Raw genomic sequence first — 22,401 nt, forward strand, 5'->3', positions numbered from 1 at the left:
GTATAAATGAGCCCTGGGAATGAATCCCAGAGCTCACTTCTATAATCATAGCAATTAGTTCTTTTCTGTTTCAAATCTTTCTACTAATAGGGCAAGTGTACGTACCATAACACCAGTAGCACCTGTTGGTCCTAAGTCATGGTTTTTTCTAGTTGTTGCAGTACCAGCGATATCTAAGTGAACCCAAGGAGTATCCTCTGCAAATTCTCCTACGAACGCACCACCCATAATGGCATGACCATCACGGCCAGGTGAGTTGTTTAGGTCCGCTATTTTGCTGCTGCGAACTCTCTCTTTATCTTTTTCAAATATCGGTAAACGCCAAATTGGTTCAGCCGCTTCATAAGAAGCCTCTAAAACTTGCTCAAATAATTCTTCGTTGTTTGTCATTGCACCAGTCGTATCATTTCCTAATGCGATGATTACTCCACCAGTTAGTGTGGCAACGTCAACGATAAAGTTTGCACCATGATGTTTTGCGTAAGTTACTGCATCAGCTAGTGCCAAACGACCTTCCGCATCTGTATTTAATACCTCAATTGTTTTACCGCTCATTGAAGTAATAACATCATCTGGTTTAAAGGCATTCCCACTAACCATATTATCTGTTGACGGAATTACAGCCACGACATTTTGCTCAGGCTTTAGTTCCCCGATTACTTCCATAGCCCCTAATACTGCTGCAGCTCCACCCATATCGGTTTTCATGCCAACAATACCGTCTTTAGGCTTGATGGAATATCCACCTGTATCAAAGGTAATCCCTTTACCAACTAGTCCGATTACATCTTTCCATTCATCTTTGCCTTGATATTTAAGAACAATCATTTTCGGTGGTTCTGTAGATCCTTGGTTAACAGCAAGTAAAGCTCCCATGCCAAGCTTTAACATATCTTCTTTTTCTAGAATTTCTACTTCAAATCCGTACTTTTCTCCAAGTTGACTTGCATAATTAGCCATATCTGTAGCTGTTAACATGTTCCCTGGTAGGTTAACTAATGTACGAGCAGAGTTAACCCCTTTTCCGTACACATAACCAACCGTTAACGCTGCCTGAACCTCTTCTACCTCTTTAGTGTCCGTATATACTTGAAGACTTTCAATATTTTTTACTGGCTCATTTGATTTTTGTTTGTACCCTTCAAATTCGTATGTAGATAAGGCTAGCGCTTCACTTGCTGCGTGAGCAACATCTTGAGCTTCAATACTTTCAGTAGTAAAAGTATCCACATAAATAGCCGCTTCTCCAAATTTTGAAGCTTTTACTGTTTTAAACACTTTACCAAATGCTTCACGAATCATTTCAAATGAAGCTTCTTTTTCTTTGCCTAAACCTACGAAAATTAATCTTTTTGCTCCTATTTTTCCAAATGTATGTATTTTAGAAATCGCCTTTTTCTTTGCAGAGATATCTCCACTTTTCACTAATTCAGTCAGGTAGCCATCAAATAGACCATCTAACTTTTCAAGGTTACCATCAAACTTTGTTGGTTTATCAAATAAACCAATCACTAAACAATCATGTTCTGCATGAAAATTCATCTCTTTATTAACAGTAAACATTTTTACACCCCCAATTGATTTCTTTCATTATATCTGAAAAAAAGAAATATTTCGAGATTCTAATCATCTATAATTATATTACTCGTCTTCTAAATATAAATAGATTTTCGGTAATAACGGAAGGGTTCCAACTTCCTCGTAAGGCACTCGATCAATATGTTGTGGTATAATGGTGAAACATTGTTCAATAAATACATATATAGGTTCTAAGTTTAGTCCCCAATGTGTTGGACGATAACTTTGTAAGTATTCATGGGCAGCTTTCATCATTAAACGTGCCCCCTTTACATTCCCATATTCGTAATGGTAGATGGCAACACTCATTTGTAATAACCCTTTAAAAAACAAATTACCTTTGTCGGTCATCCACATTTCTTCAAGTAAATCATGACAAGTGTAATAATCACCTTCGTTAAAATGGACAAAGAACTCATAATATTCGATTGGATAATCCAAGGAAACTCACCCACTTAACTTGAAATTATGTGCTAATAATTTTTTATAAATTGGATCTTGAATCCATCTTTAATGCCTACCTTATTGTACTTTACAAAAAAATACGTAGTAGGACTTTTATATAGACTTATAATATACTCAAATTAGGTACACTAACTGGATAAAGTTACTTTAAAAGGGTTAATGTGCTTTAACTCTGCACTTAAGACTACCATATGTCTTATCAACTATAAATTCAACTAAAGGTGGCCCAACATGGAATTATTTTATAACTTTTCATTAATCGCTTCACTAGCTGCTATTTTCTTTGCGCAATTTATCAAAGTACCTATTCAATATATTGCAACTAGAAAATTGGATTGGTCACTCTTAACTAGCACCGGAGGTATGCCTAGTTCTCACTCAGCTGCTGTTACTGCTCTATCAACAGGTGTGGCATTAGAAGCAGGCGTGAATTCAGCTATCTTCGCTGTGTCTGCCGTTTTCGCTATTATTACAATGTTTGATGCAACAGGGGTTAGAAGGCAAGCAGGGGAACAAGCAATTGTTTTAAATCAACTCGTTTCTGACTTTCATAAGTTTGTAGAGGAAGCAAAGGTTTGGCAACAAAAGCCTGAACAAGAAAAGAGAAAAGAATTAAAAGAACTGTTAGGACACAAGCCCATTGAAGTGTTTTTCGGAGGCTTAACAGGGATCTTATTAACATTACTTTTGCATTTCCTATTGAAATAGAGGTGAAATATGAGAATTATATCCATCTGTCCAAGTAATACTGAGATCATTGCTTATCTTGGCCTTACCCATTTATTAGTAGGAGTCGATGATTATTCTGATTGGCCAAAATCTATTCTTGAGCTCCCTCGTTTAGGTCCAGACTTATCAATCAATATGGATTTGGTTGAGGAATTAAAGCCAGACCTTGTCCTTGCCTCTTTAAGTGTTCCGGGCATGGAGAAAAATATCGAGCAACTTGAAGCTAGAAAGATTCCTCATATTATTTTAAACCCACAGAGCTTATTAGACATTGAAGGGGATCTAGTTCGTACAGCAAAGGCACTTAATGAACCATTACTAGGAGAAACAAAGGCAAAAAATTTCCGAGAAAAGATTGATAAAATTAGAGAGATAACTTCGGCAGTATCTTATCCCCCTTCACTGTATTGGGAATGGTGGCCAAAACCTGTCTTTACTCCAGGGCAGATTAACTGGCTAACAGAGATTAGCGAGCTTGTTGGTGCTTATAATATCTTTAAAGACGTGGAACTAGCAAGTGTTCAGACAGATTGGGAAGATGTTTATAATAGAAATCCAGACTACATATGCCTTGCTTGGGTAGGGGTTAGAAAACAGAAAGTAAATCCAAACATAGTGAAAAAACGCCCCCATTGGGATGAACTAGCTGCCGTTGCACAAAATCGTATATTTGTTTTAGAAGAAGAGCTTTTTTGCCGACCTTCCCCTCGCTTATTAGAAGGTGCTGTAAGATTGGGGAAATTACTTCACCCTAAAGAGTTCTCCAAAATCACAATATAAGCAGAAATACAAAGAGGCAAATCCATCGATTATTATGGAATTGCCTCTTACGATATTTATTTTCTTTCTAATTTCGTATATTGTTGACGGAAAACCTGCATCGATTCGTTTTCATTTAATGCCTTTAAATCAGTTTCTGTAAGTTTACCGTTTCCTTTTTGAACAATATAGACATCGATGGTCTGTTTTCCCCATTGATTATAGACATCATCAACTGTCTCAAAATATAAATCTACCTTATTTCCTTTGATTGCCCCACCCTTGTCCGCAACTACCCCATAGCCATATCCCGGGATAAAAAGAATGGTTCCTATTGGAAATACATTTAAATCCGCAGCAACCGTTGAATATAAATCTCTAGTTACTTTTACACCAGAGTATGTAATCCCAAATTGTGGGTGGCCTGGATTTTTCCCTGTTGATTCGTAACCCGCCGTGTAGCCTGTAGCAACAACTGTTGTAGTCTTATATTGAGACCAGTCAATCGCTTCTTCTAACGTCGGTGGTGCACCCTCAACCTCTTCACTTGAAGAAATTTGTGTACTTACCGTAGAAGTACGTTGTAAAAATTTAAATGCTAAACCAATTGATTTTAATGTATGTCCTAAACTAAAACGATTTTCGTTATTACTTAACTCATTTTCAGTAGATAAATATGTCGGTAATGATTTTGCCTCTACTCCTGATACTCCCTGAAAGGTAGTCAATAAAGCTCCACAAAATAACACCAACATCATTAACCGTCTTGTTAATTTTTTTAGTATATTCATTAGAATTTTCACTCCTCCCAAGAATATTCATTTCCCAAACAAGAAAGAATTATTCAATTCGGAATGAAAAGAAATGAAAAAAAGCTGTTCCCCTATAAAATAATTTGTTGAGAATACCGTCATAGTAACGAGTTATCCCAATAAATTTTTTATAAGAGACAGCTTATAAATTAAAACTAAAACATTCTATATCCTCTATTTCTAAGCATCTTAATCGTGATACCCGCCACTATTGTACCGGCTAGTCCACTACTTAAAATGAGAATGTCAGCAAGTGCAAGGTTAGCAAGCCTAGTTCCTAAATCAGTGAATGCATGTTTGCTATTGTTAAAGTACTCGATAAATCTAACTTGGTCTACAATAAGGATTGAGATAATTGGATAAATAATGGCCATAACCCAAGACATTCTTAATAACATATTTAAAATAAAGCCAATTCCAAAGAATAACACAAAAAACAGTAACATCGATATTGGCAAAGTAAAAATGGTCATTTGCATTCGTCTTTCCCCCTTAAACATCAACTTCTAGTGTACTTAATGGTAAAGGGAGAGTCAATTTAAAAAGAATCTTTTCTTCAGATTGTCAAAAAATAAGATCAAAAAAAGAAAACCCCACATATTTTGTGGAGTTAATTTTAAGTATATTAGTCTTTTTTCTTTCCAGATCCCCCGCAGCAAGTGCAAGTTTCAGAACCGCCTAGTAGAAGTTGAAAGTATCCTTTTCCAGAACAGTATACACATTCTTTAGAATCCATCTTTGTTGTCATTATGAACACTCCTTTTTAAACGACTGAATTTTCTGATAATATATCAAGAAATTCACCATTTGAAAAGTCCGAAATTAGACAGAAAACCATACATGAAAACGCATACATGGCTAATTATCTTTCAAATTCTAACGGTTACTAAAGATTTCAGAAATTTCTATTTTTTTATTATAAGAAGCAATCATGCTCCTTTCACCATGATAAATCAAAAGAATAATTTATAGGCAGTATATCCAAATTGATCGCCGGGATTAATTCCATCTTGTAACTCTTTGATGGTGGATATAGGGGAGTCGAGTAAATAATGGAGTAAAATGGATGCATCTTTTTCCTTCTTTAACTCATCAGGTAACATGAATTTCACATCATACAGTTCATTTGTCTGTACTTGTATTTCTTGTCCCGCATTTGCTTCTAGTAAAAAGACAAGCATGTTATCGCTAATTTCACTCTTTATCACACCTGTTCTAACACCTAATAAACCTTTTATATTGCAATGGATTCCTGTTTCTTCTGCAACTTCTCTAATAACCGCTTCATCTACTGTTTCTCCTTGGTCAACAAAACCAGCAGGCAAGGACCATTTTCCTTTAAGACCGCCGTACTTTTTCTTCACAACAAGCCATTTTCCATCTTCTGAAATCACTAATCCAGAAACAGCAAGCCAAACTTTCCCTCTATCTGTATTCCCCAATTTATTCACTCCTCAAAACTAGTAAAAAGGAACAGACCTTTATTTAGCCTGTTCCTCTTCATTGCTTATAGTATGTTAAATTTTCCTTTTTTAAGAACTAGCGGAGCTCCACCAACCAAGAATAAAGCACGGTTGTCGATCATTTTTTTCATAAATGATGCTTTTCCTCCAACCATTTTCTTACCAAACGCAACACCAATTGCATCGTCGTGACCTAATGAACAAACTGAACCTTTAATATCAGGAGTAAATGTTTCTAATTCAGCTTTGTTACGCACTAGAGCAACTAAGTTTCTTGCACATACTTCCCCTTGTTGCATAGCAATTTGAGCAGTTGGCGGATATGGACGGTTGATTTCTTCGTTAATCATTAGTGAACAGTCTCCCACAATGAATACATCATCATGGCCAGGTGCTCTTAAATCCGGGTTAACCTTTACACGTCCACGCATTGCTTCAAAGCCAGACTTTTCAATAATGCTATTTCCACGCACACCTGCAGCCCATACAACCGTATTAGCTTTAATTTCTTCTACTTGGTCTTCGCCTTTAGCTACAACGATGCCTGTTTCGTTCATTTCCTTAATAGCTGTACCGATCATGAATGTAACGCCTTTTTTCTCTAGCTTAGAAACGGCATAGTTTACTAATTCAGGATCGAATCCAGGTAACACCATTGGAGCCGCTTCTACACATAGAAGTTTTACTTTATGGAAATCAACATCATACTCATTACATAACTCAGGAATTCGGTTTACAAGTTCTCCTAGGAATTCAATACCTGTGAAACCAGCTCCACCAACAACGATTGTTAGGCGCTCATCTTTTTTCTCTTCTTCTGTATTATAAGTAGCAAATTGATATTCAATATGTTCACGAATTTGTCGTGCTGCATTCACGTTTATAATTGAAAATGCATGTTCTTTAATACCTTTAATTCCAAATGTCTCAGATTCAGCACCTAAAGCAACTACAAGGTAGTCGTAAGTTAATTCACCATTTTCAAGAATTACTTTCTTATCAACAGTATTAACTTCTACAGCTGTATCCTGTACAAAATCCACTTTACTTTTATCAATAACATCACTTATATTATATCGCACTCGATCATGATGAAGAGTTCCTGCCGATGCTTCATGTAACCAAGTTGTTTCATAATGATAATCATTTTTGTTTACTAAAGTAATATCTACTTCATTTACTCCAACAGCTTTTTGAAGGCGAGTTACAGTCATTAAACCACCATATCCAGCACCTAACACAACGATTTTTGGCTTTCTCAAAGTGTATCACTTCCACCTTTTATATTATTTTTTAAATGTAATTATTCTTTTTCTTATCTTCCACTGTTTAAGGAAATTTAATTTAGTTTCTTGCTGTTTTCTAAAACTTTATCATTAATAAGTACATTTTGGGCGTCCTGTGTTGAGTTAATCATGTATACTTTAAAGAGAAAACAATTCAAAACTTATATATATTTCCATTACCTAGGTTCAAGAAAAAAAGATTGTGATATTCTTCACGAAATAATTCAAAAAAATGTAAAAAAATTGTCACAAATTATTAACATTATGCCTACATTCCATGATATTCTTTTTCTATTTCTTTTTCAAGCTTAAATCTTACTTTAAAAAACTTGAGAATATTATGAAAATTAGTATCTATATTCCCTTGATATTACTAGGTTCTTATACTTTTTCTATACCCTCTCTCCTATATAAAATCACTTATTATCACATAAAATCATCTAATTATTATAATCTATCTTAAGTGGGAAAGACCTAGGAATTAAGTGAGTATTTTTCTTTTTTGTGGTAATATATAGGTTGGACATATGATTATATTGACGGGGGGATATGGAGTGAAAGAAGATCAAAAAGTTTATGACATTACCATTATCGGTGGAGGTCCAGCTGGTTTATTCACTGCTTTTTACGGCGGTATGAGACAGGCTTCCGTTAAGATTATTGAAAGTCTACCTCAATTAGGTGGACAATTATCAGCACTTTATCCTGAAAAATACATATATGATGTTGCTGGTTTCCCTAAAATACGTGCCCAAGAATTAATCAATAATTTAAAAGAACAAATGGCTCGCTTTGAACAGGCAGTTGCATTAGAACAATCCGTTGAGAAAATTGAAAAACAAGAAGACGGAGTGTTTAAACTTACGACAAATAAGGAAGTGCACTACTCAAAAGCAATCATCATTACAGCTGGTAATGGTGCTTTCCAACCAAGAAGACTAGAAATTGAAAATTCTACTCAATACGAAGGTAAAAACCTTCATTACTTTATTGATGACCTAAACCAATTTGCTGATCAAAAAGTAGTTGTATTTGGTGGTGGAGATTCGGCTGTTGACTGGGCATTAATGTTAGAGCCGATTGCAAAAGAAGTAACCATTGTACACCGTCGTGATAAATTCCGTGCACATGAGCATAGTGTTGAAAATCTTGAAAATTCCAAAGTCGTCATTAAAACTCCATATGTACCTGCTGAATTGATCGGTGACGATAGTGGAATTAAACAAGTTGTATTAGAAGGTGTTAACGGCGGTGAAAAAGAAACACTAGACGTTGATGCTGTCATTTGTAATTATGGATTTGTCTCATCTCTAGGGCCCATTAAAGAATGGGGCCTAGAAATTGAAAAGAACTCCATTGTTGTTAACTCGAAAATGGAAACAAATATCCCTGGTATTTACGCTGCTGGAGATATCTGTACTTATGAAGGAAAAGTTAAACTTATTGCTTGCGGATTTGGTGAAGCACCAGTTGCTGTTAACAATGCAAAAACGTATATTGATCCTAAAGCAAAAGCTCAGCCTCTTCACAGTTCTTCCATGTTTAAATAATAGAACTATATACAGCAAAGCTCATCTGGGCTTTGCTTTTTATTTTGACTAGTTTACTGTTGGTAGCTGAAAACATATGGTCCAAGTAGAATAACTTTACAAAAAAGACTATCCTTTTTTGAAAATCACAGGACAGTCTTTCAATAGGTCTATTTCAAGATTGTAATTAAAGAATTAAAAGAATTAACACTCTTCTGGTTTACCAGCATTTGCTGCCGTACGGAATGATGAACCACATCCACAAGAAGCAATTGCATTCGGGTTGTCGATTGTAAATCCTCCACCCATTAAGGATTGTTTATAATCAATAACCGTCCCCTTTAAAGCAGGTGCGCTATCCTTGTCAATTAGCATTTTAATTCCGTGCTGCTCAAGCTCTGTGTCACCTTCTTCTATTTCATGAGCGAAACCCATTCCATAAGATAGACCGCTACAGCCGCCACCTTTAATGGCAACACGTAAAAATGCCCCTTCTTCTTCATTTTCTTTCATCATATCTTTTATGTGAAGAGCTGCTGCTTCAGTTAGAGTTAAAGTATCCACTGTGTCTTCCCTCCAATATTTTTGAAATTATCATAAAGGTCATTTCGTAATTATACGAGTAGCCTTCCTTATTAATAGTATATACAGCGTGTTCCAGTTACTCAACTGAATAGCTTGAACAAACAAATGATTTTTCTTAAAACAGAGCAACAAAGTTTTAGAAAAGAGCCAAAAACTAGTATTAAATAGTTCTTTAATCACAGCATTTACGTTATAATAATAGTAATTAAGATTCATTCGCTTTTTGACAATAAGATATAATACCTACAAAGAGGGTGAAGACTGTGACTGAAATAACTCCATTGTTTGATAAAAATTGTGAATGTCCTATTTGCAAGCAAAAATTCACAACGAAAAAAGTTCGCTCAAGGTTTATAAAAGTCACTGAATATGATAGTGATTTTTGTCCAACATATGCTTCTAGCGAAAATAATCCAATCCTTTATCATGTGAATGTTTGCCCTCACTGTGGATTTTCTTTTTCAGATGATACTAATCCTTATTTTCATCCAGGAAGTAAAGAACTAATTATAGAGAAAGTTTGTAGTCAATGGGTCCCTCGTGATTACGGTGAGGAAAGGACCGTGTACGATGCGATTAAATCGTATAAACTAGCTGCTTTTTGTGCCACTTTAAAGAAAGAAAAGCATGTTAATATTGCAGGCCTATATATGCGTCTTGCATGGTTATACCGATCATTAAATGATCCGGATCAAGAAGGAAGATTCATGAAGTTAGCCACACATGAATATTTAGAATCTTATATGGCTGATGATTTCCGGGGTACTCAAGTGTCTGACGTCAGAATATTCTATCTAATTGGAGAACTATCTCGTAGGAATGGTTTGATTGAACAAGCTGTGAAATACTTTTCAAAAGTCATTGAAAAACAAAAAAGCACAGTAGAAACAAAGATAGTCTCAATGGCTAGAGAGAGATGGTATGAAATTAGAGAGATGCAAAAAGAACAAGAGGCAGTGCAATAGAGGGTTTATTTTATGGGGCTAATCATGCCCCTATTTTTTATAGATTATATATCCTTTAAAACATAGGATTATCTTCTAAATATTGATAAATGTTTTCCACTAATTCTTCCGTTGTATCTCCAGTAACAACATCTCCGTTAACGAGAGCATATAAAGTTGAGGCACATTTTCCACAATAGCCAAGACATCCATATTCAATTACATCTAAGTTAGGATCTCTTTCTAACTGTTCCTTCGCTTGTTGAGCCCCACTAGCAATATTACTAATACAAAACTCAATTATTGGCTTAATCATTTACTCACCTCATTAATAAAAGCTTCCTTCAGTTTTCACGGCTTTACTAATTGTTTATCGTACCTTTTTTCCTAGTAAACATCAAGAATAAAGTTTCTTATTATATCTATTGCAATGGATCTCCCCACCTCATAAACAACACAGGTATAGTAACAACTATATTAGGAAAACTCTTTTACAAATTTTTCAAATTAAATATCATTTTTTCTATGACTTTGTCAAGTTTTTGTCAACTTGGTGTTGTGATTTTGTCACAATTTCGTTATACTTTTTTATGGTGTTTTATTTACTTAATTAAATTACTTTATAAAACATCTTGAACATAGCCTTTCATACTATAAATTTTTTTCATAATAATATTTTTTAGTTATTTTTATTTGGGATAAGTAAATAAATACTTTCCAAATTTTATTTTTATATATCGTAAATCTAGTAATTATTATTTTACCAACGGATTAATGCAAACGTTTTTATATGGGTAGTTATAAAAGAAATCGGAATTAAACTATCACACTGATTGTAACATAAAGGGGAAATTCAAGATGAAAAATCTCGTAGTTCTTGGTGGAGGATATGGGGGAATGAGAGTACTAGCTCGCCTTCTGCCAAATCAACTTCCAGAAGATGTAACCATTACTTTGATAGACAAGGTGCCTTATCACTGTTTAAAAACAGAATATTATGCTCTAGCCGCTGGTACCATTTCAGACCAACATGTTCGTGTGTCCTTTCCTGAGCACCCTCGTTTACAAATTGCTTATGGTGAAGTTACCGGAATCGATTTAAATAGTAAAAAAGTTCTCCTAAAAGATAAAGAACCTATTCAATATGATGATTTAATTATTGGTTTAGGATGTGAAGATAAGTACCATAATGTACCTGGTGCAGCCGAGTTCACTTATAGCATTCAATCGATTGAAAAGTCACGTGCAACTTATCAAGAATTAAATAACCTCGCACCTGGTTCTGTTGTAAGCATTGTCGGTGCTGGTTTAAGTGGAGTAGAATTGGCTAGTGAGCTAAACGAGAGTCGACCTGACTTAAAGATTAAACTTTTTGATCGAGGAGCTCATATATTATCTGCTTTCTCTGTTCGTTTAAGTACTTATGTAGAAACTTGGTTCCATAATCATGGTGTTGAAATTATTAATAATTCCAATATTACTCGTGTTGCTGAAAAGACTTTATACAATCATGATGAACCGATCCATTCTGATGTAATCGTTTGGACAGCTGGTATTCAACCGAGTGTGATTGTTCGTGACATGGATGTAGAAAAAGATTCACAAGGAAGAGTAGTTCTAACCGTACATCATAACCTACCAAACGACGAACACGTTTATGTTGTAGGAGATTGTGCAAGCTTGCCTCATGCTCCAAGTGCACAACTTGCTGAAGGGCAAGCAGAACAAATTGTCCAGGTCTTAGTTAAAAGATGGAATAACGATCCACTACCAGAGTCCTTCCCACCTATTAAATTAAAAGGTGTATTAGGCTCACTAGGTAAAAAACATGGTTTTGGTCTTGTTGCTGAACGTCCTATAACCGGCCGTGTTGCGCGACTATTAAAATCAGGGATTCTTTGGATGTACAAATATCATAACGGTTGATATCTAAAAAGGCGATTATCTCGCCTTTTTTTTGTTTTCAGAGCTTATTTTTAAGCCTGGTTAAAACTTTTTTAAAAATTTTTGAAAAAATTTTAATTTTAGTGAAACTAAAAGCATATATGCTTCGTCTAATATAATAACGAACACCAAACTATTATTTTCAGCCCAGCATGTTTTTATGCTGGGTATTTTTTTTGCCTCTAGCAATGGGACTTTTTTTAAATCATATACAAAAAATAGAGTCTTACTTTCAGCTTATATTATTCTGGTTGATAACCGCGTTTTTCCATTGCGGCATAAACTGTTTTTAAACGTGGATTTCCCTCTCCCACCACTTCATCTTCTAGCAGGACAACCGGATAGAACATATCCTCATCAATGACCTTTTGAGCAAATTCCTTTTTTTCATCGTCCTCTGGTGGATTATTAATATCTACATAAGACACTTTAAAGGGCTGATTTGGATACTTTCTTGCTAACGCTGCCTCCAGCCATTCATATGTCTCTTTTGACGAAGGTAAATTTACACAACTAGGACAAAGCTGCTCTGCACCAAATACAATTAGTTCAACCATTTTATTTTCCAATATTACCCCTCCAACCTATACTTTCCTTATAGTCATTTTACAATATACTCGTATTAAAAATGAAATGTTTTGTAAAGGCTCTTTTAATTTCAAGTATTGGAAATAGGCTTTATCAATAGATTTTTATTTGTAAAGTGATTATAATAATATTAGGAAAGGAGCGATTTTATATGTCAGATCTAGCAATGAAAGAACAAGTTCAAGAAGTATTAGATAAATTAAGACCATTCCTTCTTCGTGACGGAGGAGACTGTGAATTAGTAGATATTGAAGAGGGTATCGTTAAATTACGTTTACTTGGAGCTTGTGGAAGCTGCCCAAGTTCAACAATTACACTAAAAGCTGGTATCGAACGTGCATTACTAGAAGAAGTTCCAGGTGTTGTAGAAGTTGAGCAAGTATTCTAATTAGATGCATTTAAAAAAGCGATTTCGCATAAGCGAATCGCTTTTTTTCATTAGACTAATGCTGTAAGAAGCCAAGCCAATAGCTGTAAAATAGATACTCAATTACTATGATACTTCTGACATCGCTCGGAAATCATTACTTTACTTCCCGCTTGATCAATCGCTAAATTACGCACATCCATTTGCGGCATTAATAATTGAAGTTTGTTTTTTAAACTCTGACCTTTCCCTTTTTCTGCAAAACAAACTACAGTTGGACCAGCACCACTTAGAGCTACCCCAAAAGCTCCTTCTTTTAGAGAAAGCTCCTCTACTTCTTGAAGATGAGGCACAAGCAGTGTCCTATAGGGTTGATGATATAGATCCTCTTTCATCATTTTTCCTGCCAACTTATAGTCTCCTGTTAAGAGAGCTGCTACCAATACATTGGATATGGCTCCCGCTTTAACTGCTTCTGAAAAAGGGAGTTGTTTAGGTAAAACATTTCTAGAATCTTTTGTTTCTAGCTCCTCATGAGGAATTACTGCTACTACATCAAAGGTGATTGGTTGGAACGATACAACATCTACCTTCTCTCCATCTTGTTTACCTATGATTAACCCGCCATAAAGAGAAGCTCCTACATTATCTGGGTGACCTTCCATACTCGCCGCCTGCGATAGCTTCTCTTCTCTCGAAAGGTTCAAGTGTCCAAGAAAATCCGCTAACTCTATTCCCGCAATAATAGCTGCCGCACTCGACCCTAAGCCCCTCGTTAATGGGATTTCACTTTTCATCTTAATCAAACAGGGTGGTAGGTTACAGCCATATTTTTTTGCCGTTTCTAGAGCAACTTGAATAATATAATTGGTCTTATCACTCGGAAATACCTTTAACTCTTCAGAAAGCATTTCCACTTTCCAATGACTAGCCTTTTCTACTTCTAACGTTAAATATTGGTTAAGAGCAAGGCCGATAGAGTCAAAACCCGGTCCAAGATTCGCTGTACTTCCCGGGACTCGTATAATGAACATCTCTCCTTCCATCATACATGAACGACTCCTTTAATATGTTCAGCCACAACTTTCTCATCATTTGGTAGAAGAATTGCCTTAATAGGACTACAATCAATCGCTGTATTAGGATCTTTTAACCCATTACCTGTTAGCACGGCAACAATCTTACTTCCAGGCTCAATGCCACCAGTTTGAAGCTGCTTAAAAACTCCTGCCAGTGAGGCACATGAGGCCGGCTCTGCGAAAACTCCTTCTGTAGAGGCCAGTTTTCGATAAGCGGCTAAAATCTCGTCATCACTTACTTCATCCATCTTACCTTGAGACTCTTTAACAGCAGCACTAGCTAAGTGCCAGCTTGCTGGATTTCCGATACGAATAGCCGTTGCGATCGTTTCAGGATTTTCAAACACTCGATTATGGACAATGGCGGCTGCACCTTCAGCTTCAAAACCGTGCATTCTTGGTAGCCCACTATTTTTCACTTGATGATATTCTTTGAAGCCTTTCCAGTAAGCACTAATATTACCTGCGTTCCCAACTGGAATGGCCAAAATATCCGGAGCACCATTTAGTTGATCACAAACTTCAAATGCGGCTGTTTTTTGTCCTTCCAATCGATAAGGGTTAACCGAATTTACCAGAGTCACAGATTCCTTCTCACTAATATTTCTCACCATTTGTAATGCTTGATCAAAGTTCCCTTCAATGGATATAACTTCTGCCCCGTACATAACCGCTTGAGCTAGCTTTCCCATAGCAATTTTACCTTCAGGAATCACAACAATACATTTCATACCCGCTCTTGCTGCATAGGCTGCAGCTGCTGCAGAAGTATTACCAGTTGATGCACAAATAACGGTAGTACTTCCTTCTTCCTTAGCCTTTGCTACTGCCATCACCATGCCTCTATCCTTAAAGGATCCGGTTGGATTCGTACCTTCTGTTTTTACATATAATTCGACTCCCCATTCCTCTGATAAACGTTCTAACTTAATTAATGGAGTATTACCTTCATTTAATGACAGTAGTGGAGTATTTTCAGTAATTGGCAAAAACTCTTTATACGATTTTAATAGACCATCCCATCTCATTATTTGCTACTCCCTTCCACTCTGTAAGAACTTTTTATCTCTTTAACCGCTTGTAAATCTCTAAGTTTCACTAGAATGTCTTCATAATCTTGCAATGCAGCTTGATGTGTTACTAATACGATCTCAGCTAGCCCTTTCTCCTTTACAGGTAGCTGAAGAATCTTCTCAAAGCTAACATGATGTTCAGAGAAGATAGATGTTATCGTTGCAAAGACACCTACTTCATCTTTTACATGTAGTCTTAAGAAATATTTGGAGTAAATTTCACTAGGTTCCTTGAGAATCTTTTCATATTGTGGGGTCACTGCACTTTTCCCATTAACTCCAAGGCGCATATTTTTCATAACTCCAACTAAATCTGAAACAATAGCAGTCGCTGTTGGTAAACTACCTGCTCCTGGTCCGTAAAACATGGTTTCTCCCACTGCTTCTCCGTAGACATAAACGGCATTGTATTCATCATTTACAGAGGCTAGTGGATGGGATTCTGACAATAGAGTTGGCTGAACACTTACTTCCACTTTCTCTCCTTCTCTATGGGCAATCCCAATTAGTTTCATTGTGTATCCTAGCTTTTTGCCGTACCCGAGGTCTTCTTCTGTAATGCTTGTAATTCCTTTCACTTTTACATCATCTAAATCTATTTTCATAGAGAAACCTAATGTTGAGAGAATGGCCATCTTTCTAGCTGCATCTAGTCCCTCTACATCTGATGTCGGGTCAGCCTCTGCATACCCAAGTTGTTGTGCTTCTTTTAGCACTTCCTCATAAGCACTACCCTGTTTACTCATCTTTGTTAAAATAAAGTTCGTTGTGCCGTTAACAATTCCCATCATTTTTGTAATTCGGTCAGAAGCTAAGCCATCTACTAAACTTCTTAATATGGGAATTCCACCAGCGACACTAGCCTCATAGAATAGGTCACAGCCATTTTCAGATGCTGTCGTTAATAATTCAGATCCATAAAGAGCCATTAAATCTTTATTTGCTGTTACGACATGCTTTCTGTTTCTTAATGCCTTTAGAAGATAGTCTCTAGTTTCTTCCACCCCGCCCATTACTTCAATGACTACATCGATATCTGCATCATTGATGATCTCTTCTGCATCTGTTGTTAACAAATTCACATTTATATCTACTGCTCTTTGTTTATTTATGTCTTTAACAAGGACTTTTTTTATTTGAACGGGACATCCTACTTGGTGCATTAGTTTGTCTTGGTGATTTTCAATAATTTTAACGACTCCTGTCCCGACTGTACCTAACCCTAATAAACCGATTGAAATCATTTCCATGTTTTCCCCTCCTGGACGCTTTTGTTTTCCCTAAATGAACATTTGTATTTGTATAGTAGACATTATAATTGTAGTGGATTGTTTTTACAATAGACAAATTTATGAACGGGCTGGTGTGTAAACGCTTACTGTTGCTTGTTTAAGGAGTTTTTGTTCAATAAAAAATATCATTTAGATCTAAAATAAACAATGAAGCACCCCTATTTATTAGAGGTGCTTCATTGTTTTTTTAATGAGTAACAGGTGTCTTTGGTTTTTTACCTGATAAGACTAAGTCAATGTTTTCTAGGCATAGGTGCATCATTTCTGTTCTAGTTTCTATACTTGCGCTTCCTATGTGAGGGAGGGCTACTACGTTTGGAAGTTGTAATAGTGGGTGATTGGCTGATATTGGTTCTTTTTCAAAGACGTCTAAGCCAACTGCGGCGATTTCTCCATTTATCAGCGCCTCGTATAAGTCTTTCTCATTAACTACTGCTCCCCTAGAAGCATTAATAAAGATAGCTGATTTTTTCATTTTCTTAAATGACTCTTGATTAAAAAGATTTTTTGTTTCATTCGTTAATGGTGTTAGGCACACAATAAAATCAGACTGACTGAGAATTTCCTCAAAAGAGCAGTAAACGGCTCCTAAGTCTTCTTCTGCTTTAGGTTTTCTTGAACGATTATGATATAAAATGTTCATGTCAAATCCTTTTGCTCTCTTTGCGACGGTTTCCCCTATGCTTCCCATCCCAACAACACCAATTGTTTTATGATGAACATCATGGCCAGCTAGTAATAGTGGACTCCAACTTTGCCATTTACCTTCCTTTACAAATTCAGCCGCCTCCACTAATCTTCTTGCCGTTGCTAAAAGCAAGCCAAAGGTTAGATCCGCGGTTGTATCGGTTAGAACGTCCGGTGTATTTGTTACAAGAATTCCTTTTTCAGCAGCTGCTTTGACATTTATATTGTCATAGCCAACAGCTAAATTAGCAATTAACTTCAGTTTTTCTCCAACCGATAAAAGTTCCTCATCTATTGAGTCTGACAGCATCGTTAACAATGCATCTGCTTTCTTCGCCTCTAATAAAAGTCTATCGCGAGGGACAGCTTCATCCTCTTTATCCCACATCTTTACTTCATATTTTTCAGTAAGTCTTGCTACAACCTGTTCTGGTAATTTCCTCGTGATAAAAATATACGGCTTCATTTGTTTCTCCTTTAATTTGATCTAACTTTTTTACAAGTTCTATCATAAATTATAGGCATTATTTTTTGTTCTAGTTATTAATTCATACTAGAATTTTAAGAATTGGATTTTATTTTTTTAGCCATTCCAGTTCAGGTATTCCGAAAGAACGAACTGGTACTTCAGCGAGTTGATAAAAATTTCCTAAAAACTTTTCATGTTCCCTTGTTTGATCTAAGTATTTTTGAAATTGATCTTGAAGAGTATATCGTTGTTGTTCTGAGTTAGTAATATAATAATTTTCAACACAATCAAAGAAATGCAACGGAAACATCAAGCGTGCATATAATAATCTCCAAGAAAACGGCGATAAGCGAATAACACTTTGATAGTCTGCTAGGAAATGTTTCACGTCAGGTTCATATGTTTGGATATTTCGGAAGTAACGCTCTCTCGTCCACTCAGCAAGGTCCCTACTACAATGATCAAATACCCAATCAAATGGATTTTTCACGAAATATTGTTTTCCCCATGAATGTGAACCAAACCTTACATGACAGACCGTTCCGCTATCCACCGGTGCAGGTTCATCATCAAATTCTGTATCTGTTAGGTATTGTATAGCATTTTCTGTTAATCCCATGTAGTACGGAAAAGATTCAAGAAACATCCTATCAAATTCAGTTTCCGTTTCCTTTTGAAGTAAATCTGTCCAAACCTTCTCCATTTGATCTAATCTTTTTTCCCATAACACTTTCCACTGACCAATACGACTTAATCGGTTCATTCTAACATTTAACAGTCTTCCACGGTAATGAAACTTAGATAACTTTCTTCCGATATTTCGGTTTGTTGGACTATCAAAAGATTTATTAACTAGCACGATATATCTTCCGTCTTTCCACTCAATTACCGGTTCACCTTCTTCTGTTTTTTTAAACTGACTAACATGTCGGTCCCCGTATTGTATTAGATGATTAACCATTTGTTCGAGTTCAAACAAATCCTCTCTTTCCATTCCGCCAATTGGGACCAATAAGTATAATTCCTGATCTGTTTTACAGGCCTCATAACTTTCTATTCTGAATTCATCTGCGACTTTTATTCCGTACTTTTTCTGTAGCAACTCTTGAAGCATCTTTTACACCTCATTTATGATTCTAATATTTCATTTATATGAGGTAGATACGTAAAACTTGTTTTTTGTGGCCAAAGTTTTAGAAAAGAGTCTTTTTATTGAATAACTGCTCCGTTCGTGGAAATGATGAAATAATGGGACCTGAATTTTTTTATATTGCATATTGAATGAATCTACAAAATATATTTAGTTAAACTAGGCTAATCTCTCTTTCTATAAAAGAAATTAAGCCCAAAAAGGTCTCTTTGTGAGTACCTTCATAAATATAGGGCTAAATTTTGAAATAGCCTAAATAAATAGAAAAGGTGAATAATATGAGTGAAGAAAAGAAAATGGACATAACTGAAGCAACTGCTCGTAAATGGTTACATGAGCGAGGGGTAGAAATACAAGATATCGCAGACTTAGTGTACTTTCTTCAAGAAAAATATCACCCGAACTTGGATATGAAAGAGTGTGTACTTAACGTAGAACGTGTTCTTACAAAGCGCGAGGTACAAAATGCCATCTTAACAGGGATTCAGTTAGATATCCTTGCTGAAAAAGGAATGCTGGAGCAACCTCTACAAGGGATTGTTGAGGCAGACGAAGGCTTGTACGGGGTCGATGAAATTCTAGCCTTTTCAATCGTTAATGTGTACGGTTCAATCGGTTTTACGAACTATGGATTTATCGATAAAATGAAGCCGGGTATATTAAAAGACCTTAATGATAAAAACTCTGGTAAATGCCATACGTTCTTAGACGACTTGGTTGGAGCCATCGCTGCTGCTGCGTCTAGTAGATTGGCACACAGAGCTGCTCACACTGAATAACATGTGAAAAAGGATGGAGGTTTTTATCCCCCCATCCTTTTTTCTATGCCCTTTAAAACTCCCACTCACTAAGTGAATCTATATTAAAAGTTGGCATCTTATCATACCCTACAAGCAGTTCCCTTGTAGTTACTCCTGTGTGAACAAGAAGAGTATCAATTCCTGCATTCATCCCTGCTAAAATATCTGTATCGTAATAATCTCCTACCATAATCGTCTCTTCTTTGTTTGAACCTAACACTTTTAAAGCTTGTTCCATAATAATGGACTCTGGTTTTCCAATGAAAGTAGGTTTAGTTTGAGTAGACACAGCTATAACAGACGTTAATGACCCATTACCAGGCAACAATCCTCTTTCTGTTGGAATCGCAATGTCTCCATTTGTTGAAATAAAAGTAGCTCCATTTCTAACTGCAAGACACCCTACAGCCAATTTCTCGTAGCTGATGGAACGGTCAATCCCTACTACAACAAAATCGGCATGCTCCTCTCCAAAGGTCAAGCCTTTCTCTTCGATTGCTGTCCGTATTCCTTCTTCCCCAATTACGTATACTGAAGCATCATTCTTTTTTTCATATATGTAGTTAGCTGTAGCTTGGCTAGTAGTAAATACTTGATTTTCTTCAGTCGGAATGCCAAATTCACGTAGCTTTTGAGCAACTTGCGCAAGCGTTCTTGAAGAGTTATTCGTCACATAAAGATATGGAATGCTTAGTTCTTGGAGTTTTTTCACAAATTGAGCAGCCTCTTCAATTAGCTCCGTTCCTCGGTACATCGTGCCATCTAGATCTATTAAATATCCTTTATACTTTTTCAAAAGAATCACTCCTCCATTAATATCGTGCCCGAACTTTTTATTTCTAGGCATAAAAGCACCCCCATTTGTTAGTTCCTTGTCTAACAAATGGAAGTGCTTTCTACAATCCACTAGTTCTTAAAAGCAGTCACAGGACCAAGCTCATGAATTAAATATTCTCTAACTTTTGGAGCGAAAAGTTTGAGATTTTCCAAATGTTGATTGAACGTATTCTCAACATCTTTGTGGTCAATATTCGTATAGTCTTGGACTAATTTTTTCCGCTCGTTTACAATCACTTTAAAACTAGAACTCATTTCTGGTGTAACCACCTTTTCATCGTCTAAAATATCAACGATGTCCTCATAGCTCCCAGGGTCTCTCATGATAAATCCATCAATCATTGCATTTCCTACATCTAGGATGGACTCAATAATAGTATGAGTTATTCTTTCTAACGCAGCTTTTTCGATTGCTGATTCCCATTTTTCCGTTTTTTCAAATAGCGCTATTTGATTCTCTAAAAATTTTAAAATGAGTTCGATTTTATCTCGATCAACAAAATACATGTAAAACATCCTTCCAACATTCTATTAGGATGACGCGAGTCCTTTTTTTAACGTGTCCGGCTTTGCAAAATAATAACCTTGTGCTAAATGAACTTGATTACGCGAGAGAACTAATGCCTCCTCTTCACTCTCAATCCCTTCAGCCACAACTAGTGACCCCGTTTCATTTGCCACTAATAATAAACCTTTTAACATTGATTCTTTTACTGAGTTCTTGTCAATATCCTGGATAACCGATCGATCAATTTTGATAATGTCAGGCATGATACTGCTAATCGTGTTTAAGCTAGCATAACCTGCTCCGGTATCATCTACCGCTACTCGGAACCCTAAATTTCTTAAGATTTTTATATTATAAATAAAATACTCTATTCCTTCAATTGAATCACGTTCAGTTATCTCTATAGTTATTTGTCTAGGTGGAATATTTTTATACTTTTCCATTAGCTTTCTAACATCTTTTATAAAGCGCTGATTACCAAGGGTAAGTGGGGTAAAGTTAATAAATACATCTTGCGAACAGCCTGTTGTATGTATCTGCTCTAACGTTTTTTCTAAAACAATTCGTTCCAAATCGTAGAGCATTCCCGTTTGTCTAGCAACAGAAAATAACCTTAAAGGACTTTCTAAGAATGTTCCCTTTGGCCCTCTCGTTAACATCTCCCAAGCTTTAACTTCCTTGGTTGCGACATCAATAATCGGTTGGGCTAATAAATAAATATTCCTTTGTGAAACAATCTTACTAACAGTGTAAAGCATATCATTAAATTCAGATTGAACACGTTTTTCAGCCATTGCCAAAGCTTGCTGATGGGCTTTATAAACCGCTTCTTGGATAGAATAGTGTTTCTTTTCTATAAACATATATCCTGACACAAAATCTGGCTTTGCCATAGGAAATTCTATATTTAGGTTTTTATTTGACTCCTCTAAAACATTAAGCATAAGTGCTTCAATTTCCGAGACGCTATTACGGTCATGACCCACTTTGATAAATAAAGTCAGTCCATCACTGTAATAATCATGTAAAGTGATTACATCTTGTTGGGGTATATTGTTAAGAATGGTTCTTTGAAACTGCACTTTTAATGCGACCACGAATTGTTGATAATAATGTTCTCCTAACTGCTCGTACACCTGTCTTAGGTTTTGGATATTAAACACAATAATGGCGACTTCATGCCCTTCCTTAAAAGCCCTCTTTACCCCTTGGTAAACAGGATCTCTAATGATGAACTTTGGAGGATAGTATTGAAGCTTTTTTAATGGCAGCAGTATTTTACCCCATCTAAAGACTCTTCTAATTTTTTCTACATGATGTGCCATATGGTCTCATTCCTCTCGGCAGTAACGGTCTAAAGTACATATATTGTATCACATTTTGGCACATTACGTATTTTTTCCTTTAATAGATTTATTTTCTTTATGATTATTTAACGAAATTTGTCGATAAACTAT

At 36.0% G+C, this 22,401-nt stretch carries 25 protein-coding genes; 7 read left to right on the plus strand and 18 right to left on the minus strand.

Annotation, left to right across the window (positions count from 1 at the left end):
- Positions 1–54: 54 nt before the first annotated feature.
- Together SM124_RS10105 and SM124_RS10110 are read right to left on the minus strand one after the other, a co-directional pair.
- Positions 55–1,563, minus strand: coding sequence for a leucyl aminopeptidase (locus SM124_RS10105; RefSeq protein ID WP_322446403.1), 1,509 nt, complete (start codon positions 1,561–1,563; stop codon positions 55–57).
- A gap of 78 nt (positions 1,564–1,641) precedes the next feature.
- Entirely contained in the window at positions 1,642–2,019 is a 378-nt protein-coding gene (locus tag SM124_RS10110; RefSeq protein ID WP_322446404.1) for a DUF309 domain-containing protein, read from the minus strand.
- 255 nt (positions 2,020–2,274) lie between these two features.
- On the opposite strand from SM124_RS10110, the gene SM124_RS10115 reads away from it, so the two are divergent.
- Both SM124_RS10115 and SM124_RS10120 read left to right on the plus strand, forming a co-directional pair.
- A complete protein-coding gene (locus SM124_RS10115) occupies positions 2,275–2,751 on the plus strand; it encodes a divergent PAP2 family protein (protein ID WP_322446405.1) in 477 nt (158 codons plus the stop codon).
- A 9-nt stretch (positions 2,752–2,760) separates the two neighbouring features.
- Positions 2,761–3,552 (plus strand): cobalamin-binding protein, encoded by a 792-nt coding sequence (locus tag SM124_RS10120; RefSeq protein WP_322446406.1) that lies wholly within the window; start codon positions 2,761–2,763, stop codon positions 3,550–3,552.
- A 56-nt stretch (positions 3,553–3,608) separates the two neighbouring features.
- Here SM124_RS10120 and spsC read toward each other — a convergent pair whose 3' ends face one another.
- The 5 genes from spsC to SM124_RS10145 all read right to left on the minus strand — a co-directional run bounded on the left by spsC (position 3,609) and on the right by SM124_RS10145 (position 7,068).
- Positions 3,609–4,322 (minus strand): stationary phase survival protein SpsC, encoded by a 714-nt coding sequence (gene spsC, locus SM124_RS10125; protein WP_322446407.1) that lies wholly within the window; start codon positions 4,320–4,322, stop codon positions 3,609–3,611.
- Positions 4,323–4,498: 176 nt separating this feature from the next.
- On the minus strand, positions 4,499–4,822 hold the full coding sequence (locus SM124_RS10130) for a YuiB family protein (protein WP_322446408.1): 324 nt from the start codon (positions 4,820–4,822) through the stop codon (positions 4,499–4,501).
- A 146-nt stretch (positions 4,823–4,968) separates the two neighbouring features.
- Complete coding sequence (locus SM124_RS10135; RefSeq protein ID WP_322446409.1) at positions 4,969–5,091, minus strand: YuiA family protein; 123 nt, start codon at positions 5,089–5,091, stop codon at positions 4,969–4,971.
- 205 nt (positions 5,092–5,296) lie between these two features.
- Complete coding sequence (locus SM124_RS10140) at positions 5,297–5,785, minus strand: NUDIX domain-containing protein (RefSeq protein WP_322446410.1); 489 nt, start codon at positions 5,783–5,785, stop codon at positions 5,297–5,299.
- 65 nt (positions 5,786–5,850) lie between these two features.
- A complete protein-coding gene (locus tag SM124_RS10145) occupies positions 5,851–7,068 on the minus strand; it encodes an NAD(P)/FAD-dependent oxidoreductase (protein ID WP_322446411.1) in 1,218 nt (405 codons plus the stop codon).
- Between the two features lie 578 nt (positions 7,069–7,646).
- Between SM124_RS10145 and SM124_RS10150 the strand changes: the two genes are divergently transcribed.
- A complete protein-coding gene (locus SM124_RS10150; protein WP_322446412.1) occupies positions 7,647–8,642 on the plus strand; it encodes an NAD(P)/FAD-dependent oxidoreductase in 996 nt (331 codons plus the stop codon).
- Positions 8,643–8,825: 183 nt separating this feature from the next.
- Here the strand turns inward: SM124_RS10150 and SM124_RS10155 are convergent, their stop codons facing one another.
- Positions 8,826–9,185, minus strand: a complete 360-nt coding sequence (locus tag SM124_RS10155) for a HesB/IscA family protein (protein ID WP_322446413.1) — start codon at positions 9,183–9,185, stop codon at positions 8,826–8,828.
- Positions 9,186–9,469: 284 nt separating this feature from the next.
- Here SM124_RS10155 and SM124_RS10160 point away from each other — a divergent pair, with 284 nt between their 5' ends.
- Positions 9,470–10,171: a DUF2225 domain-containing protein gene (locus SM124_RS10160; RefSeq protein ID WP_322446414.1), complete on the plus strand. Its 702-nt coding sequence runs from the start codon at positions 9,470–9,472 to the stop codon at positions 10,169–10,171.
- A 55-nt stretch (positions 10,172–10,226) separates the two neighbouring features.
- Here SM124_RS10160 and SM124_RS10165 read toward each other — a convergent pair whose 3' ends face one another.
- Positions 10,227–10,466, minus strand: a complete 240-nt coding sequence (locus SM124_RS10165; protein WP_322446415.1) for a YuzB family protein — start codon at positions 10,464–10,466, stop codon at positions 10,227–10,229.
- A gap of 542 nt (positions 10,467–11,008) precedes the next feature.
- On the opposite strand from SM124_RS10165, the gene SM124_RS10170 reads away from it, so the two are divergent.
- On the plus strand, positions 11,009–12,076 hold the full coding sequence (locus tag SM124_RS10170) for an NAD(P)/FAD-dependent oxidoreductase (RefSeq protein ID WP_322446416.1): 1,068 nt from the start codon (positions 11,009–11,011) through the stop codon (positions 12,074–12,076).
- Between the two features lie 260 nt (positions 12,077–12,336).
- Here SM124_RS10170 and SM124_RS10175 read toward each other — a convergent pair whose 3' ends face one another.
- On the minus strand, positions 12,337–12,651 hold the full coding sequence (locus SM124_RS10175; protein ID WP_407691398.1) for a YuzD family protein: 315 nt from the start codon (positions 12,649–12,651) through the stop codon (positions 12,337–12,339).
- 182 nt (positions 12,652–12,833) lie between these two features.
- Here SM124_RS10175 and SM124_RS10180 point away from each other — a divergent pair, with 182 nt between their 5' ends.
- Complete coding sequence (locus SM124_RS10180; protein ID WP_407691394.1) at positions 12,834–13,070, plus strand: NifU family protein; 237 nt, start codon at positions 12,834–12,836, stop codon at positions 13,068–13,070.
- 98 nt (positions 13,071–13,168) lie between these two features.
- Here the strand turns inward: SM124_RS10180 and thrB are convergent, their stop codons facing one another.
- From thrB to yutH, 5 genes are all read right to left on the minus strand, one after another.
- Positions 13,169–14,098: a homoserine kinase gene (gene thrB, locus SM124_RS10185; protein WP_322446418.1), complete on the minus strand. Its 930-nt coding sequence runs from the start codon at positions 14,096–14,098 to the stop codon at positions 13,169–13,171.
- Positions 14,095–15,156 (minus strand): threonine synthase, encoded by a 1,062-nt coding sequence (thrC, locus tag SM124_RS10190; RefSeq protein WP_322446419.1) that lies wholly within the window; start codon positions 15,154–15,156, stop codon positions 14,095–14,097. Before thrC ends, thrB begins: the two co-directional genes overlap by 4 nt.
- On the minus strand, positions 15,156–16,451 hold the full coding sequence (locus SM124_RS10195) for a homoserine dehydrogenase (RefSeq protein WP_322446420.1): 1,296 nt from the start codon (positions 16,449–16,451) through the stop codon (positions 15,156–15,158). The genes thrC and SM124_RS10195 overlap by 1 nt, the downstream gene beginning before the upstream one ends.
- Before the next feature lie 229 nt (positions 16,452–16,680).
- A complete protein-coding gene (locus SM124_RS10200) occupies positions 16,681–17,646 on the minus strand; it encodes a 2-hydroxyacid dehydrogenase (RefSeq protein WP_322446421.1) in 966 nt (321 codons plus the stop codon).
- A 109-nt stretch (positions 17,647–17,755) separates the two neighbouring features.
- Positions 17,756–18,763 carry a spore coat putative kinase YutH gene (gene yutH, locus SM124_RS10205; protein WP_322446422.1) on the minus strand — a complete coding sequence of 336 codons (1,008 nt, stop codon included), beginning with the start codon at positions 18,761–18,763 and terminating at the stop codon, positions 17,756–17,758.
- A 314-nt stretch (positions 18,764–19,077) separates the two neighbouring features.
- On the opposite strand from yutH, the gene SM124_RS10210 reads away from it, so the two are divergent.
- The gene (locus tag SM124_RS10210; RefSeq protein ID WP_322446423.1) at positions 19,078–19,578 is read left to right on the plus strand and encodes a phosphatidylglycerophosphatase A family protein; all 501 of its coding nucleotides are present in this window, start codon (positions 19,078–19,080) and stop codon (positions 19,576–19,578) included.
- A 52-nt stretch (positions 19,579–19,630) separates the two neighbouring features.
- Here the strand turns inward: SM124_RS10210 and nucF are convergent, their stop codons facing one another.
- From nucF to SM124_RS10225, 3 genes are all read right to left on the minus strand, one after another.
- Entirely contained in the window at positions 19,631–20,395 is a 765-nt protein-coding gene (nucF, locus tag SM124_RS10215; RefSeq protein ID WP_322446526.1) for a 5' nucleotidase NucF, read from the minus strand.
- 110 nt (positions 20,396–20,505) lie between these two features.
- Positions 20,506–20,943 (minus strand): DUF86 domain-containing protein, encoded by a 438-nt coding sequence (locus SM124_RS10220; protein WP_322446424.1) that lies wholly within the window; start codon positions 20,941–20,943, stop codon positions 20,506–20,508.
- Between the two features lie 24 nt (positions 20,944–20,967).
- Complete coding sequence (locus SM124_RS10225) at positions 20,968–22,269, minus strand: EAL domain-containing protein (protein WP_322446425.1); 1,302 nt, start codon at positions 22,267–22,269, stop codon at positions 20,968–20,970.
- Positions 22,270–22,401: the final 132 nt, after the last annotated feature.

It is taken from the genome of Robertmurraya mangrovi, assembly GCF_034427655.1.
GTDB lineage: Bacteria > Bacillota > Bacilli > Bacillales > Cytobacillaceae > Robertmurraya_A > Robertmurraya_A mangrovi.